Here is a 15,211-nt window from a genome sequence, read left to right as displayed (position 1 = left end):
CATGGTTTCGATAGAAATAGACAGCCCGTTGCGGGACGATGTGCGGCGCCTGCTGGATGAGCACCTGCTGGACATGGCCGCCACCTCGCCGGTCGAGAGCGTGCATGCCCTGGACCATTCGGCGCTGGCGCGGCCGGGCATCACGTTCTGGACGGCGCGCGAGTCCGGTGAGCTGTTGGGCAGCGCGGCCTTGAAGGAACTCAATGCCGGCCAGGGCGAGATCAAGTCAATGCGGACGGCACCGGCCGCCCGCGGCCGCGGTGTTGCGGGCCTGCTCCTGTCGCGGGTGGTCGAAGAGGCCCGCCAACGCGGCTACGGGCAGCTGCTGCTGGAGACCGGCAGCGACAGTTTCTTTGCTCCGGCACGCCGGCTGTACCTGCGGCACGGCTTCACCGAATGCCCACCGTTTGGGGACTACGCGCTGGACCCGCACAGTGTCTACATGCGGCTGGAAGTGATGCCGGCAGCTCCGGGCTACGCCACCGAGGTGTAGACCAGGGCGGGTGCCAGCCGCTCATTGCGGCTGCCCACCATGACGCTGATCAAGACGCTACCCGACCGCTTTCTTCAGCAGGGCGGCCAGCTGCTTCTGTTCGGCGGCGTCCAGCTTGGTGACGGCAAAGGAGGTGGGCCAAAGGTTGCCCTCGTCCAGCTGTGCATCCTCCTGGAAGCCAATCGTGGCGTAGCGGGCCTTGAATTTTCCGGCGGGCTGAAGAAACACCACCACCTTGCCTGCGGCGTTGACGTAGGCAGGCATGCCGTACCAGGTCTTGCCCGTGAGGGTGGTGTTTTCGCGGACGAGCCGGTCAAGGGTCTCGGCAAGTTCCTTGTCGGTGCCTGTCATCTCGGCAATGGCGGCGGCGCAGGCAGCCTCCATGTCGGCACCGGCCTTGGCGGCCTTGGCTTCGGCTGCGGCCGCCCGCATGGCGGCCTTTTCCTCTTTGCTGAACGTCGTGTTGGTCATGGCGAGATCCTTACATCCTTGGGTCGGTTACAAGGTCCACTCTAGGCACCGGCCGCCGTCCGGGCTTCTTGGATCCTGCTCGGCTGCGCTGTGCAAGAATTTCCCCATGGCAGCCCGGCTCTATGACCTCAGCTCCACCTGGACCATTCCGAACAGCAGGGAGGAGGTCTGGGAAGTCATTGCCGATCCTGCCATGTCGTGGCAGCTCTGGTGGCCCGGCTGCTCCCGGGGCAAGCCCAACACGCAAACCGCCCCGCCCAGCACCGATCCACGGGAACGGCTGCTGGCCACCACGGCCACCCTGAACTTCAAGGCGGCGCTGGGCTACACATTGAAAGTCGCCTGCCACCCCACGTTGGTCGAGCGCCCGGACAGGATTGCCTTCGACGCCACCGGCGACCTGGCGGGCCGGGGCCGCGTCACCCTGTCGAGCCTCGCCGACGGCAGCACCCGGCTGGACATCGAGTGGCGGGTGCGGCCCACGCCCCGGTGGATGCGGCTTCTCGATCCGGTGGCGGGCCCCGTGTTCAAGCACGCCCATGACGGCCTCATGCGCCGCGGCGAGGAGGGCCTGCGGGCCTACCTTGCACAGCCCCGAAGCTGAGGCGCCAACACCCTATCCGCGGCCGCCGGCCCCTCGGTAGAGTGGCAGCAAGCCACCCAAACCCAGGCAAAACAGGAGCGCAGCATGACGCAGTACCTGATCTCGGTAAGCCACAACACGGCCGAGGCGCCGACCATGGAAAACATGGACCCGGCGGTCATCCAGCCCATCATCGACGCCGTGGAGGCCTTCAACAACAAGCTCCGCGCCGAAGGCGCCTGGGTTTTTGCCGGCGGCCTGCAGCCCATCCAGACGGCCACCACCGTGGACAACACAGGCGAGTCCGCCGTCGTCACGGATGGTCCGGCCACCCTGCCTGAGGAGTACCTGGGCGGTTTCTGGGTCATCGAGGCGGCAGGCCCCGACGCCGCCCTGGAGTGGGCCAAGGCCGCCTCCAGGGCCTGCGCCGGACAGGTCGAGCTCCGCGCCTTCCAGGACGATCCCGCCTAGGCTGCCACCGGCACCGGGCCGCCGGGCCGTATTAGCCGTGCTGCTCGATGATTGCCGCGATTTCGCCGAAGCCGAGCATGCGGGCGTTCTCCAGGACCGTGCGCCCCTGCGGGTCCCGGATGTCCGGGTCGGCGCCGGCATCCAGCAGCTGCCGGACCACGTCCTGCTGCCTGGGCCCGCCGTTGTTGAGCAGCACGGCCTCCTGCATGGCCGTCCAGCCCAGGTTGTTGACGTGGTTGACCGGGACACCCGCGGCGATCAGGATCCGCACCGTGTCAACGTGCCCGTGCTCGCTGGCGGGAATGAGCGCCGTCCCGCCGTAGCGGTTGGTGCTCGAAACGTCGGCCCCCTTGGCGATCGTGAGTTCCAGGATCTCGTTGAAGCCCTCGGCACCCGCGTACAGGAAGGCCGAGTCCTGGATGGAGTCCTTCGCGTTGACGTTTCCGCCTGCCTCGATGAGGTCCGTGACGCGGGCCAAATCGTTGGCCTTTGCGGCGAGAACCAGTTGCTGGTCCAGGTCCATTTGTTCCTCCTGGGAGAGTGCCGGCCGCGTGGTTGGCGGCGGGGTGGGTGTTGCACTGGGACTGGTTGCCGGCGCCTGGCTCGTGGCCGCGGACGACGGCGGCACGGAAGGTCCCGCCGTCGTCCCGCCAACCGCTGAGCAACCGGACAGGGCCAGCAGGGCGGCCGCGGCCAGTAGTGCCGCGCGGCCGCCCCTGGGTTTGGTGGTCACCATGGGGCTAGCCTAGTTGGCCAGGGCCGCGGCGCCGGCAGCGGCGCAGGCCTCATCCAGCATGCCGTCGGGGGCGCCGCCCACACCGATGCCGGCCACGGAGACGCCGTTGACCTTCAGCGGCACGCCGCCGGGGAGGAAGAGGGTGCCGGGCAGGTCGGCGATGCTGGGGCCGTTGCCCTTGATGCGCTTGGCCAGCTCGCTGGTGGGGGCGCCGAACGCGGCGGCCGTGTACGCCTTCTGCTTGGCGGCCTCGATGGTGTGCTCGGCGGCGTTGTCGCCGCGCAGGATGGCCTGGACGGTGCCGAAGCGGTCCACGAGCGCCACCGTCACGAACGGCAGCTTGTCCGCCTGGCACTTGGCCAGCGCGGCCCCGACCGCCTTGGCCGAAGCCCCCACCGAAACGCGGTTCTGGGCCACAGCGTTGGCGGCTGACACCTGGACCTCTGCCGCGGGCTGCGCGGCCGGTGCCGCGGAAGGCACCACGGCGTTGGCTGCCAGCGTGCCGCCGGCCGTGAGCAGCAACGCCGCAGCGGCGGCAATGGACAGGACGGTCTTGGACTTCTTCACGGTGGCTCCTTGGTGGGTTGGCAGGCGGCCGGCAGCCTGTGCTGCGGCCATGAATCCATCGTGCCGGGGTCCGCGGCCGGGGGCATCGGGCCTTTGTCGAGGGCGTGCTCATCCCTGGGGCTGGCGGTGTCAGCCAAATGGCTGAGGCCCCGGCAATGGCGCAGGCCCTAGCATGGAGGGAACGCACCAAACTGCCCCGGAAAGGGACCATGAGCGCAACACACCAGGCCCAGGCGCCGGCACCCGCAAGCCTTGCCGGGAGGATCGACGCCGTCGTGCATATTGGTTTTGCCCTGCTCATGGTGGCGTCGGCCGTCAGGTACACCATGCGGCACAGGCCGGCGGAAAACCTCTGGGTCCTGGCCCTTGGTGTGGCCGTGTGCGCCATTTACGCCGTCATTGCGGTGTTGGCCCGGCGACGCCGGCCGCGCACCCTGTGGGTGTTCGCCCTGGTGGGGCTGTGGTCGGCGCTGGTGCTGCTGGCACCGAGTTTTGCGTGGGGCTCCTTCGCCCTGTTCTTTCTGTGCCGGACGGCGCTGTCGGGTCCCGTGGCGCATGTTGCCACAGGGGCCATGGCCGTTGCCACCTCCATCGGGCTGTTCCGGCTCAGCGGAGGCACCGACGTCGCCATGCTGCTGGGCCCCCTGGCGCTGGGCGCCATGCTGGCCTTGATCTTCGACAGCATTGAACACGGTGCCCGGGAACAACGCCGGCTGCATGCAGAGGTTTCCGCGGCCCAGGCGCAGCTGGCCGCCAGCGAGCGCCGCGCCGGCACCGTGGCCGAGCGTGAGCGGGTGTCCCGGGAAATCCACGACACCGTGACCCAGGGGCTGGCCAGCAGCGTGCTCCTGCTGGAGGCGGCGAGCCGGTCCTGGCCCGGCCCCCAGGCCAAGGAAGACGTGGCCAGGGCCGGCAGCATGCTGCGGCAGAACCTTGCCGACACCCGGAGCCTGGTGCATGACCTGGCCACCCCCGTGCCCGACGGCGTGCCGCTCGCCGAGGCGCTGCGGCAGGCCGCCTCGATCTACGTGCCCGAAGTCCATGTGCAGGAAACAGGCGACGAGCAGCCCGTTGCCGCCGATGTGCGGCATGCCCTGGTCCGCATGGTCCAGAGCGCCTGCGCAAACATCAAGCTCCATGCCGGGCCCGCACAGGCAACCATCACCCTTGGCTTCCTGCCCGGCGCCGTCACCCTGGACATTTACGACGACGGCGCCGGCTTCGAGCTGGGGCGCACGGCCCCGCCGTCGGAATCCGGGGGCTACGGTCTGCGTGCCATGAGGGCGCGGGTGGAACAGCTGGGCGGGGTCTTCTCGGTGGAGAGCACACCCGGCGAGGGGACCATTGTTGCGGCCCAACTTCCGACGGGGGAATTCGAAAATGACTAAGATTTCAGTGCTTTTGGTGGACGACCACCTGGTGGTGCGCAGCGGGCTCAAGGCACTCCTGGGCACCCAGCCGGACATCGAGGTTGTCGCGGAGGCGGCCTCCGGAGAGGCTGCACTGGAGGCTTTTCAGGTGCACCGTCCGGCGGTGGTCATGATGGACCTGGCCATGGGTGACGGGATGGACGGCATTGAGGCCATCAAGGCCGTGCGGCGGATCAACGGCCGGCAGGCTGTGCTGGTGTTCACCACCTACGACTCCGATGCCGACATTGTGCGCTCGGTGGACGCCGGGGCCATGGGGTACCTGCTCAAGGATGCGGCGCCGGAGGAGATCTTCTCGGCTGTCCGGGGTGCCGTCCAGGGGAAAAGCGTCATGAGCCCGCCCGTGGCATCGCGGCTGTTCCAGCAGCTGCGCAACCCCGGGGAGGTGCTGACGCCGCGGGAGGCCGAGCTGCTGAGCCTGCTGATCGAGGGCCTGAGCAACAAGGAGCTGAGCCAGCGCCTGTTCATTTCCGAGGCAACCGTCAAGACCCATTTGGCCCACATTTACGCCAAGCTCGGAGTGGAAACCAGGGCTGCAGCCATTGCCACGGCAATCCGCCGCGAGGGCATGCGCTGACGTTCCGGCGGGGCAAGTACCCACTGGCCACTTGGCTAGAACTTGGGCATTGCGCAAAATGGAGGCCGAAACACGAGCAACGTTCTGGACGCCATTGGGCCCGCTGGTGCAGAATCAAAATGTCACCTTCATTGGGGGGAGACATTCAACGTTTGCGGAGGATATTGCTATGGGAATTGACGACATCATCAACAAGGCCAAGGACCTCTTGGGTTCCGAGCAGGGCGAGCAGATCAGCGACACCGTCCTGGACAAGGCCTCGGGCCTGGCCAACGATGTCACCGGCGGCAAGTTTGAAGGCCAGATCGACGGGGTCCGCGACACCATCGACGGCGCCATCGGCAACGAAGGCAAGTAGCCCCGGCAAGCACAGGAAGGCGGGTTCCCGGCCACATTGGCCGGCAACCCGCCTTCTTCTGTTCAATCCGCAATGCCGCCTGGGTGGCAGCCGTGCCGGTTATGCGAAGAACTCCCGCTCAAGGGCGTCGAATTCGGCCGTGAAACGGGCCCGCATCGCGGCCTTCTCTTCCTCGGAAACCCATGAGGCTTCAATGCCGGCCATTGACATGGCACGCAGCTTCTCCCGGCCAAGGCCGAGCTGGTCCGAAGCGATCTGGTACTCGTTGGCGAGCGTCGTCGGGAACATCCCGGGATCGTCGGAGGCGAGGATGACGTTCAGGCCAGCATCGAGCATGGCCTTGATCGAGTCACGGCGCCACGGCCGCCACGAGCGCCGGGACGTGGTGAAGACACCCGTGAATGCCACCTGCTCCTCGCGGCACCGTTCCACCACGGCGTCGTCTTCAAGCACAAAGTAGCCGTGGTCGATCCGGTCGCAGCCCAGCACGTCCAGGCAAGTGGTCGTGTTGACGGCGACGGGCGCGTGTTCGGAGGAATGCGCCGTCCGCTTCAACCCGGCCGCACCGGCCAGCTTGTAGGCCGCCTCGAAACGCTCGGGCGGGCCCGCAGTTTCCAGGTTGTCCAGGCCGATTCCCACAACGTAGTCGTTGGGGTTGTCCACCATCTGGCGCACCAGGGAGAGTGCATGCTCACCGCTCTGGCTGCGGTCGATGCCCGCAATCATCCGGCCGGTCATTCCGAAGTCCCGCTCGGCCATGCGAATTCCGTCGGCATATGCCTCGGTCACGCCCCGGTAGCCTAGGTGGGCTGTCTGCGGGGAAACCGCATCGAAGAACAGCTCGAGGTGGCGCGTGGAGCTGGTCAAATGTGCGCTTTCGAAGGCCTCATAGGTGATGCGGGTGAGGTCATCGGCACTGCGCAGGCACTCGACAACCCATTTGGAGGCCTGGAACAGCGAGTACGACACCTCGGGCTCGTCCGCACTGCGGCCCTGAGGGACGGGGACCCGGGTGTTCAGGTAGAGCGCCGGGTCCGGCGGCAGGGAGTTGATGTCGGCAAAGATGCGCTTGGCGTCATCCGGCAGCGGCAGGTTTTCCCGCACGGCAAGTTCGGCAAATGTCGATGCCCGGACCGTGCCGATGAGGTGGCAGTGGAGATCTGTCTTCGGGATGCGTGCCAGGTAAGAATTCAACTGACTATTGGTGTTTATCGTCATGGCAGGCAGCCCTAGCGGGCCGTGACCTCGCGGGCAAAGCGCTTGGTCCAGTCATCGCGGTTCGCAACGATGGTCTTCATGTCCAGCGTCTTGTAGCCGGCCGCCACGGGATCCTTTGCTGCCGGACCCACGATGTCGGTGAGCTGCTTGGGAACGGTTGCGCCCGGGTTCACCGGAAGGTCACCCACCACGTCAGCGGAAGCGGTCTGGGCCTCAACCGAGAGCAGGTAGTCGATGAACTTCTGCGCGCCGGGCAGGTTGGGTGCGCCGGCGGGAACCATGGCCCGGTTGGTGGCCATGTAGCGGCCCTTGCTGGGTGCGGTCCAGGCGATCGGCTCACCGGCGGCGACCAGACTGGTGGCGAAGCCGCTGAGGGTCGGTGCTGCCACGATCTCTCCCTGCAGCAGCAGGTTCGTCACCTCGGTGGAGGACTTGTAGAACTGCAGCGTGTTGGGGGCCCAGCCGGCCATGGTCTTGAAGGCTGCGTCAACATCGTAGGGCCCGGAGCCGTAGCTCTCGCCAACAGCCGAGACGGTGAGCTGTCCGGCGGTCACGGAAATGTCCGGCAGGGCCGTGCGGCCGGCATTGGCCTTGTCGCCGTAGAGTGCCCAGTCGGCAGCCTTGGCGGCGGTGAGCTTTTCGGTGTTGAACAAGGTTCCGTTGAGCTGGAAGCTGTAGGCCGGGCCCATGAACTGCGGGTCCTTGGCGAAGTCGGGGATCGTGGCGAGGTTCGGGACGGCATTGGCGTCCAGCTGCTGGAACACACCCTTTTCCTGGCCCAGTGCGGCGTAGAAGTCGGAGATCAGCATGACGTCAATGTCCGAGTTCTTGCCATTGAGTTCCAGCTTGGACAGACGCTCGCTGTTGCTGCCCGTGTCGATCTCAACCTTGATTCCGGTGGACTTCTCGAACGGCTCGACGATGGCCTTCTTCATCTCTTCAACGCCGAAGGGGAAGGTGCTCACGACGATCGTGGTGCCGGCCGCATCGTCGGCGCCTGCGCCGGCGTCGGGGGCGGTTGCCGAGCAGCCGGCGACGGTTGCGACGATGGCGGAGGCCGCAAGGATCGCACCCGTGCGGGTGAGTCGAGATTTGAACATTGTGCTTTTCCTAACTTGCAGGTGGGTCGTGCCGGGGGGGGTGTTGCAGGGTGTGCGCAGCGGCGGGGCCGTGTGTCAGCCGGGCAGCGAGACGAGGTCTACCTCGCGCGTGTAGACGGTGACCTTGTCACCGCGGTTGTGGCCCGCGAAGCCGGCGGCCAGGGAGTCGCGGCGCACCGTGGAAACGAGCGGAACTTCTTCACCGGCGGCATTGACAACCGCCGTGGTGATGACCAGGTCGACGCCGCGGTAGGCAGAGCTGGTGACGGTGGCGGGCAGCGCCAGCCCGGCGGACGCGAGCGCAGGCTCGGTCTCGCCGGAGGCCACGCGCAGGTGCTCGGGCCGGACCGTGAGCAGGCCGCGCGTGGGGTCGACGATGAAGTTCTCGTAGCCGAGGAACTCGGCCACAAATCGGTTGGCCGGGGCCGGGAACACCTGCTCGGGGGCGCCCTGCTGCATGATTTTGCCCTCGCGCATCAGCACCATGGTGTCTGACATTTCCAGTGCCTCATCCTGGTCGTGCGTCACGAGCACCACCGAGAGGCTGGTCTCGGCCTGGATGCGGCGGATCTCGCTGCGCATCTGAACGCGCAGGCGTGCATCGAGGTTGGAGAGCGGCTCGTCGAGCAGCAGGAGGGCGGGGCGGATGGCGATGGCGCGGGCCAGTGCAACGCGCTGCTGTTGCCCGCCCGAGAGTGCCTTGGGGCGGCGCCCGGCAAGGTGTGCCAGGCCCACCAGCTCGAGGCTTTCCATGACGCGCTTGGTGCGCTCCGGCTGGGCCACCTTGCGGATCTTCAGGCCGTACGCCACGTTTTCGGCCACTGTCATGTGCGGGAACAGGGCGTAGGACTGGAACACCATGCCCAGGTTGCGCTTTTCCGGCGGCAGCGTGGTTGCGTCCTTGCCGCCGATCGTGATGCGGCCCTTGGTGGGGGTTCCGTAGCCGGCCAGCATGCGCAAGGTGGTGGTCTTGCCGCAGCCGCTGGGGCCCAGGAGGGTTGTCAGCTTGCCTTCCTCGATCTTCAAATCGAGGTTGTCGACGGCGAGGAAGTCGCCGAATGACTGGCTGACGCCGATGAATTCCGCTGCAATGGTCATTTGTTGATGCCTCCAAAGATCTTGGCGAAGCCGACCGTGCGTTCAGCCACAATGGCGATCACAATGGTTCCGGCGAGAAGAAGTGTCGACATGGCAGCGATCATCGGGTCATAGGACTGTTGGATGTAATCGAGCATGCTGATGGGGAGCGTGTGGAACTTCCGGCTCTGCAGAAGCAGCGACATGGGCACGTTGTTGAACGAGGTGATGAAGCTCAGCAGTGCCGCCGAGAAGATGCCCGGACGCAGCAGAGGCAGTGTCACGGTCATGAAGGTCTTGAACGGGGATGCGCCAAGGCCGCGTGCGGCCTCCTCCACGAAGGGGTCGGCCAGGGCAAGGGACGCCCCGGTCACCCTGACCGCGTAGGGCATGAGGATGATGGTGTGGCCAATGACGAGCGCCACGAGCGAGGTTTGCTGCAGCCCCACCATGATCTGCTGGTACAGGGCCAGGCCAACCACCAGCTCCGGGACCACCAGGGGTGAGAGGAACAGTCCCTCGACAAGTGACTTGCCGGGGATCTTGCCGCGCTGGATGGCGAGCGTGACGGGGATGCCGATTGCCAGTGCCAACGCCGTGGAGACAATGGCCAGGCCCAGGCTGTTCAGCAGCGCCGAGGTGAACGGCGCGTAGGAGGCTGCCTCGCCGAACCAGCGCAGGGTGAAGCCCTTGGGCGGGAAGCTCAGCGTCTGGCTGTCGGTGAACGAGATTGCCACAACGAAGAGGATGGGCACGATCATGATGATGTAGCCCAGCACCGCTAAGGTGCCGATCAGTGGGCGGCCTTTCACGAAACCATCCCCTTTCTGCGAGTGGCCAGGGAGGAAACGCCGGAAACGAGGAACACGAGGATCGTCATGATCAAGGCGGTGGCCGATGCGGAGGCCCAGTCGACCGTGACGGCCGAGTAGGAGAACAGCTCGGTGGAGAGCATCCGGTTGGCGGAGCCGCCAAGCAGGTACGGGGTTGTGTAGGCGGTGGCGGAGCCGGCGAACACGAGCGTGGCTGACACCACCAGGCCGGGGGCGGAGAGCGGAATCACCACGGTCCACAATGTCCGGGTCTTGCTGGCGCCGAGGCCGCGGGCGGCGTCGTCGAGGCCGGCGTCAACCTGGGCCACGGCGGAGTAGCAGGAAATGATGGCCAGCGGCAGGAACAGCTGGGTCAGGCCAAGCACAATGGCAAGTTCGGTGTACAGCAGCTGGGGTGCTTCGTCGGCGAACCCGAGGAAGACGATGAGCTGCCCCAGGGCACCCTTGCTGCCCAGGATCACGATCCAGCCGAAGGTGCGCACCACGTTGCTCAGCAGCAGCGGAAAGATGGCCAGGGCAAGCCACACGCCGGCGTACCGCGAGGTGGACCGCGCCAGGAGGTAGGCGATCGGAAAGCCGAGGATGAGGCAAATGGCCATGACGATCAAGCCCAGGCCCAAGGTGCGCAGAATGATGGCCTGTTCGAAGGGGTCGGTGAGCATCTCGCCGAGGCGGACAAAGATCTCACCCGTGCCCACCCCCGGCGGGGCGAAGAGCATGATTCCGGAGGGAATCGCGAACCCCAACAGGATGAAGATCAGTCCTGGCAACAGCAGGAACAAGGGTTTTCGCGACATGGCTGACATGAGATCCTCGTTGATGGATGATTGCAATCGGTTGTGGAACCGGTTGTGGTACCGGTTGCAAGAAGCATAGAGTAGGTTGTGTCAGAATCGCAAAGGCGGAACAGCATGTGACCGTACAGCGGGCATGCGGAACGGATTGGGGAAAGCATTGGCAACCTTGGAAGATGTCGCGAAATTGGCCGGCGTCTCAAAGTCCACGGCGTCGCGCGCCCTGGGCAAGCCGGAACTCGTGGCCAGGTCAACAGCCGACCGTGTCCGTTCGGCTGCCGAAACGCTCGCCTTCTTCCCCAACCGGGCAGCGACGGCACTGGCCTCGGGCCGTTCCGGGCTGGTGGCCATGGTGGTTCCCACGCTGGAAAACAGCTTTTTCACCCCCATCGTGCGGGGTGCCCAAATCCGGGCGAACGAATCCGAACTGCACCTGACCATTGTGGTCAACGGCGTCGCCACCGAGGCCGACGCGGAGGCACTGCGGCTGCTCTCGAGGCAGGTTGACGGGTTCCTGATCGCGGCCCCCAAGGGCAATGACGCAACCATCCTGGACATCTGCTCCCTGAAGCCCAGCGTTCTCATCGACAGGGAGATTGACACCGTCCCTTCCGTGGTCGCCGACACCGAGGGCGCCTTCCGGGCCCTGGCCGAGAGCTTTGCCGCGCAGGGACACAGGAACATCGCCTTCATCGGCGGGCCGGACAACTCGTGGCAAAACGAGCAGCGCACGCGTGCCGTGCGCGGCGCCCTGGCCGACCGTGCCGAGCTGAGCGAGTTCGGGACCTTCGATCCAACCTTTGCGGCCGGCTTCGGCGTGGTCGACGCCGTTGTCCGCTCGGGGGCGACCGCCGTCATCTCCTACTCCTCGGCCATCTCCCTGGGCCTGATGCACGGCCTGCAGGCCCGCGGCGTCCGGGTGCCCGAGGACATCGTGGTGAGTGCCGACGAGGTGCTGATCGCCTCCCTGGGCATGAGCCGGGCGCCGTCGATCAACGTGGACGGCGAGCTGCTGGGCAGCATGGCGATGGACAGGCTGGTGGCCCAGATCGGTGCGGCCCAGGCCGCTGCCCACGAGCAGGGCCGCCAGGGAATCCTGGGCGTCAGCAGCGAAAAGCGTGAGCGCCTTCCCGTTCCGGTGCTCTGGACCTGAGCCGGCCGCCTAGGGCTGCGCCCGCCGCGTCACCACAGGTGCCAGCGGCAGCCCACCCAATGCCTCGTCAATGCGGATCAACTCGTTCCACTTGGCTGTCCGCTCGCTGCGGGTGATGGAGCCAACCTTCACAATGTCCGCACCCCAGCCGGTGGCCAGGTGCGCCACGGAGGTGTCCTCCGTTTCGCCGGAGCGGGCCGAGACTATGACGCTCAGCCCGTTCTCGCGGGCGGCCACCACGGCCGCCGCCCCGCCCGTCACGGTGCCCACTTGGTTGACCTTGACCAGCACCGAATCCACCTCACGGGCGGCCGCGGCATCGCGCACCCGCTGGGCATTGGTCACCAGGTAGTCATCGCCCACAATCACCGTGGCGGCCCCCGCCACTGCCAGGCGCATGCCGTGGGAGTCGTCCTCGTCGGCCGGGTCCTCCATGGTGATGACAGGGTAGGCGCGGCAGATGGCCAGCAGCTTTTCGATCCATTCGGCCGTGCCGTGGTCAACCCCGCCCACCCGGTACAGGCCGTTGGACTGGAACTGGCTTGCGGCAATGTCCAGCGAGATGCCCATGTCCACCCCGGGCCGCAGCCCCGCCCGCTCGATGCCGGCCACCAGCACGTCCAGGGCGTCCTCGGTCCCGGACACATCTGGCCAGTGCCCGCCCTCGTCGGCCACGCCGTGCCGGGGCCCGCGGGCGGCCATGATCTCACCCACCGAGAGGTACACCTCGGCCACCTGGGCCAGCGCATCGGCAATCCTGGTGGCACTGAGCGGATAGACCATGAAGTCCTGCACGGCCGTGCGGTGCGCGGCGTGCGCGCCGCCGCCCATGATCTGGATCTGCGGCCGCGGGATCTGCGTCGGCGCCTCGTTGAGCACCTGCCAGCTGGGGATGCCGCGCACGGCCGCCGCGGCATGGAGGGCCGCGAGCGAGGCCGCCGTCACCGTGTTGCCGCCAATGTTGCTGCGGGCCGGGTCCGCGTCCAGGCCGTCCAGGATCGCGTCGATACCGGCCTGGTCGGCGGTGTCGTGCCCCAACAGGGCCGGTGCCACGAGCGTGTTGACGAGTTCGACGGCGCGGGAGACTCCCCTGCCGCCCAGCCGGGTTCCGCCGTCGCGCAGTTCAACGGCCTCCCGGCTGCCCGTTGAGGCCCCGGCCGGTGCGATGCCGCGGCCGAAGGTGCCGTTTTTCGTTTCAATCTCGACCTCAACCGTGGGCAGGCCCCGGGAGTCCCACACTTCGCGGCCGCGCACGGCCGTGATGTTGCTGCTCATTGCTTGTTTCCTGTCGTGTTGTCCATGGTGTCCCAGAGGCTGTCCCCGGAACGGAGGGCGGCGATGGCCAATGCCGCAAGTGCCGCGCGTTCTTCAGGCTCGAGGTATTCAACGGGCGAGGCCCCAGCCATCCGGGCCAGCACCAGTGCGGGAAGGATCCGGCCGATGCGTGAGCCGGTGGATTCCACCTCTTCCCAGGTGACTTCGGCGAGGTACGCCGCCTCGAAGGCGAGGGCCGCCGTGCGCAGATCCGCAGCGTGGGCCGGCAGGTGGAGTTCCTTGATGGCCAGGTGGGTGAGGCAGAACGCCGCGTCAAAGGCCGGATCACCCCAGGTGGCGCATTCAGCGTCGAGAATCACGGGGTGAGGAACACCGTCGCCCTCCCCCACCAGGATGTTCTTCGGACTGAGGTCGCCGTGCACCAGCGCCAGTTGGGTGGATTCCAGCCCCTCAATGATGCGCCCAAGCTCCTCCCGCACCTCGGGGACGGCCTGGGCCGTGCGCCGCAGGTACGGCTCAATGCGCAGCGACTCGAACAGTTCCTGGTTCGCGAACTGCTCCGCGAGGCCGGCCGTGCGGGTGCTGGCGGCGTGGATGCGCCCCAGCGTCCGGCCCACGGCTGCGGCTGCGCGCGGATCGACGTGTCCGGCCAGGAGCTGGTTCTTCCAGTTCGCGAAGGTGTCAGCGTCAAGGTACTCCAACGCCATGGCGAAGCTCGGCTCGTCCACCGCCAGAACGGCAGGCGCGTGGCCGGGAGCAACGTCGGCCACAAAGGCCAGCCAGGCTGCCTCGGCCGCGCCGCGGTCAATGGGTGCGTGCCATTCGGCGTCGACCTTCAGTTGCTCGCGGGCCTTCTTCAGCACAAAGGTGCCGACGGCCTTGCGGATCCGCCAGATGTCGCTGGACACCCCGCCGGTCAGCGGCTCAATGTCCAGCGCCTCGCCCGGCCGGGCCAGGCCCATTCGTTCCAGAATGGTCCTGGCCTCGGCCAGCTCAGCGTCAAGCACAGTGTTGGGTGCAGGCATTAGCGCGTGGACGGGTGGCCGTAGGCGGAATGCTCCAGGCCCCGGATGTAACCGATCGCGAAGAGCCGGCCCAGGGTTTCGTAGCCCGGGCGGCCGTTGCTTTCGCCCTCCATGGTGGGAACGTGGTCAGGGCGCATGGCACCTTCGAAGCCGATTTCGGCGTAGGCGCGCATGCACTCGGCCATGTCCGTCTGGCCGTCGTCGTGGAATGTTTCCTGGAACTGCTCAACGGTGCCGCGCACGTCGCGGAAGTGCACGAACGGGATCTTTGCCGTGCCGAATTCGCGGATCAGTGCCGGGATGGAGGTCTCGCCGCTGATGACCTCGTTCATGAGGGCAAAGTTGCCCTGGCAGAACGTGGTGCCGTTGTAGTCGGAGGGGTACAGCTCCAGGAAGCGGCGGAAGTTCCCCACCGAGCTCATGATGCGCGGCACGCCACGGTCCATGAGCTGCGGCGGGTCATCCGGGTGCATCGCCAGGCGGACGCCGGCCTTTTCAGCCTCGGGGACAACGGCCTGCAGGAAGTAGTCCAGCGCGCTCCACATTTGTTCGGGGGTGTGGAGGCCGGCCTCGGCCAACTGCTCGCCGCCCTGCGCCACGGCCCGGTTGTAGCCCGTGACCAGGGCGCCGCCGCGGTCCACGATGGCGTTGTCGGTGCGGCCCCAGCTGCTCAGCGCCATCCAGTTGTAGGCCATGGTGGGGATGCCCAGCTGGCCCAGCGAGCGGATCTGCTCGATGAAGTTCTCGATCTGCTCGTCGCGCCCGTCCAGGCCCAGGCGCACCTTGTCCATCGGCGCGGTGTCCTCGGTGGCGATGAGCTTGAAGCCCCACTGCTCGTAGATCTCAATGTTGCGCTTGATCGCGGCAACGCTCCACGGCACCTCGTTGCGGTCGTCGGCCTTCCAACCGGCGCTGCCCACCGAGGCGAACATGCGCTGGTCCTGCTCGGCGCCATTGAGGACGCCCACCACGTTGCTGACGCCAGCCTGGCGGATGAGCTTCCACGAGTTCTCGGGCCGCGGCGGAAGGAATTCACTGAGTTGGATCATT

General features: G+C 66.9%; 18 protein-coding genes. 7 read left to right on the top strand and 11 right to left on the bottom strand.

What is annotated here, in order from left to right:
- The first annotated feature begins 1 nt into the window (after position 1).
- A complete protein-coding gene (locus PCK14_RS07795; RefSeq protein WP_269937907.1) occupies positions 2–493 on the top strand; it encodes a GNAT family N-acetyltransferase in 492 nt (163 codons plus the stop codon).
- Between the two features lie 57 nt (positions 494–550).
- Here the strand turns inward: PCK14_RS07795 and PCK14_RS07790 are convergent, their stop codons facing one another.
- Positions 551–964 (bottom strand): hypothetical protein, encoded by a 414-nt coding sequence (locus PCK14_RS07790; protein WP_269937906.1) that lies wholly within the window; start codon positions 962–964, stop codon positions 551–553.
- Between the two features lie 106 nt (positions 965–1,070).
- On the opposite strand from PCK14_RS07790, the gene PCK14_RS07785 reads away from it, so the two are divergent.
- Positions 1,071–1,568 (top strand): SRPBCC family protein, encoded by a 498-nt coding sequence (locus tag PCK14_RS07785; protein ID WP_269937905.1) that lies wholly within the window; start codon positions 1,071–1,073, stop codon positions 1,566–1,568.
- Between the two features lie 84 nt (positions 1,569–1,652).
- Positions 1,653–2,018: a YciI family protein gene (locus PCK14_RS07780; RefSeq protein WP_269937904.1), complete on the top strand. Its 366-nt coding sequence runs from the start codon at positions 1,653–1,655 to the stop codon at positions 2,016–2,018.
- A 31-nt stretch (positions 2,019–2,049) separates the two neighbouring features.
- Here PCK14_RS07780 and PCK14_RS07775 read toward each other — a convergent pair whose 3' ends face one another.
- Complete coding sequence (locus PCK14_RS07775; protein WP_269937903.1) at positions 2,050–2,754, bottom strand: ankyrin repeat domain-containing protein; 705 nt, start codon at positions 2,752–2,754, stop codon at positions 2,050–2,052.
- A 9-nt stretch (positions 2,755–2,763) separates the two neighbouring features.
- Positions 2,764–3,321: a GlcG/HbpS family heme-binding protein gene (locus tag PCK14_RS07770; protein WP_269937940.1), complete on the bottom strand. Its 558-nt coding sequence runs from the start codon at positions 3,319–3,321 to the stop codon at positions 2,764–2,766.
- A 209-nt stretch (positions 3,322–3,530) separates the two neighbouring features.
- Here PCK14_RS07770 and PCK14_RS07765 point away from each other — a divergent pair, with 209 nt between their 5' ends.
- The 3 genes from PCK14_RS07765 (at position 3,531) to PCK14_RS07755 (ending at position 5,686) form a co-directional block, all read left to right on the top strand.
- Positions 3,531–4,709, top strand: a complete 1,179-nt coding sequence (locus PCK14_RS07765; protein WP_269937902.1) for a sensor histidine kinase — start codon at positions 3,531–3,533, stop codon at positions 4,707–4,709.
- Positions 4,702–5,328: a response regulator gene (locus PCK14_RS07760; RefSeq protein WP_269937901.1), complete on the top strand. Its 627-nt coding sequence runs from the start codon at positions 4,702–4,704 to the stop codon at positions 5,326–5,328. The genes PCK14_RS07765 and PCK14_RS07760 overlap by 8 nt, the downstream gene beginning before the upstream one ends.
- A 169-nt stretch (positions 5,329–5,497) precedes the next feature.
- On the top strand, positions 5,498–5,686 hold the full coding sequence (locus tag PCK14_RS07755; protein ID WP_269937900.1) for an antitoxin: 189 nt from the start codon (positions 5,498–5,500) through the stop codon (positions 5,684–5,686).
- A 99-nt stretch (positions 5,687–5,785) separates the two neighbouring features.
- On the opposite strand, the gene PCK14_RS07750 is transcribed toward PCK14_RS07755, so the two are convergent.
- The 5 genes from PCK14_RS07750 to PCK14_RS07730 form a co-directional block, all read right to left on the bottom strand.
- A complete protein-coding gene (locus tag PCK14_RS07750) occupies positions 5,786–6,904 on the bottom strand; it encodes an adenosine deaminase family protein (protein ID WP_269937899.1) in 1,119 nt (372 codons plus the stop codon).
- A gap of 11 nt (positions 6,905–6,915) precedes the next feature.
- On the bottom strand, positions 6,916–8,004 hold the full coding sequence (locus tag PCK14_RS07745) for an ABC transporter substrate-binding protein (protein ID WP_269937898.1): 1,089 nt from the start codon (positions 8,002–8,004) through the stop codon (positions 6,916–6,918).
- A 75-nt stretch (positions 8,005–8,079) separates the two neighbouring features.
- The gene (locus PCK14_RS07740) at positions 8,080–9,102 is read right to left on the bottom strand and encodes an ABC transporter ATP-binding protein (protein WP_269937897.1); all 1,023 of its coding nucleotides are present in this window, start codon (positions 9,100–9,102) and stop codon (positions 8,080–8,082) included.
- Entirely contained in the window at positions 9,099–9,893 is a 795-nt protein-coding gene (locus PCK14_RS07735; protein WP_269937896.1) for an ABC transporter permease, read from the bottom strand. Before PCK14_RS07735 ends, PCK14_RS07740 begins: the two co-directional genes overlap by 4 nt.
- Complete coding sequence (locus tag PCK14_RS07730) at positions 9,890–10,711, bottom strand: ABC transporter permease (protein WP_269937895.1); 822 nt, start codon at positions 10,709–10,711, stop codon at positions 9,890–9,892. Before PCK14_RS07730 ends, PCK14_RS07735 begins: the two co-directional genes overlap by 4 nt.
- 157 nt (positions 10,712–10,868) lie before the next feature.
- On the opposite strand from PCK14_RS07730, the gene PCK14_RS07725 reads away from it, so the two are divergent.
- Positions 10,869–11,861, top strand: a complete 993-nt coding sequence (locus PCK14_RS07725) for a LacI family DNA-binding transcriptional regulator (protein ID WP_269937894.1) — start codon at positions 10,869–10,871, stop codon at positions 11,859–11,861.
- Positions 11,862–11,870: 9 nt separating this feature from the next.
- On the opposite strand, the gene eno is transcribed toward PCK14_RS07725, so the two are convergent.
- Genes eno through PCK14_RS07710 form a run of 3 tightly spaced genes read right to left on the bottom strand, consistent with a single transcriptional unit; the run spans position 11,871 to position 15,210 of the window.
- Positions 11,871–13,136: a phosphopyruvate hydratase gene (gene eno, locus PCK14_RS07720; RefSeq protein WP_269937893.1), complete on the bottom strand. Its 1,266-nt coding sequence runs from the start codon at positions 13,134–13,136 to the stop codon at positions 11,871–11,873.
- Positions 13,133–14,161, bottom strand: a complete 1,029-nt coding sequence (locus PCK14_RS07715; protein WP_269937892.1) for a phosphotransferase family protein — start codon at positions 14,159–14,161, stop codon at positions 13,133–13,135. The genes eno and PCK14_RS07715 overlap by 4 nt, the downstream gene beginning before the upstream one ends.
- On the bottom strand, positions 14,161–15,210 hold the full coding sequence (locus PCK14_RS07710; protein WP_269937891.1) for a mannonate dehydratase: 1,050 nt from the start codon (positions 15,208–15,210) through the stop codon (positions 14,161–14,163). The genes PCK14_RS07715 and PCK14_RS07710 overlap by 1 nt, the downstream gene beginning before the upstream one ends.
- Position 15,211 lies beyond the last annotated feature (1 nt).

Origin of the sequence: Arthrobacter sp. HY1533, from assembly GCF_027568515.1 — a bacterium.
Classification (GTDB): Bacteria; Actinomycetota; Actinomycetes; order Actinomycetales; family Micrococcaceae; genus Specibacter.
The sequence above is the reverse complement of the archived record's forward strand: the minus strand, read 5'-3'. Positions and strand labels throughout refer to the sequence as shown.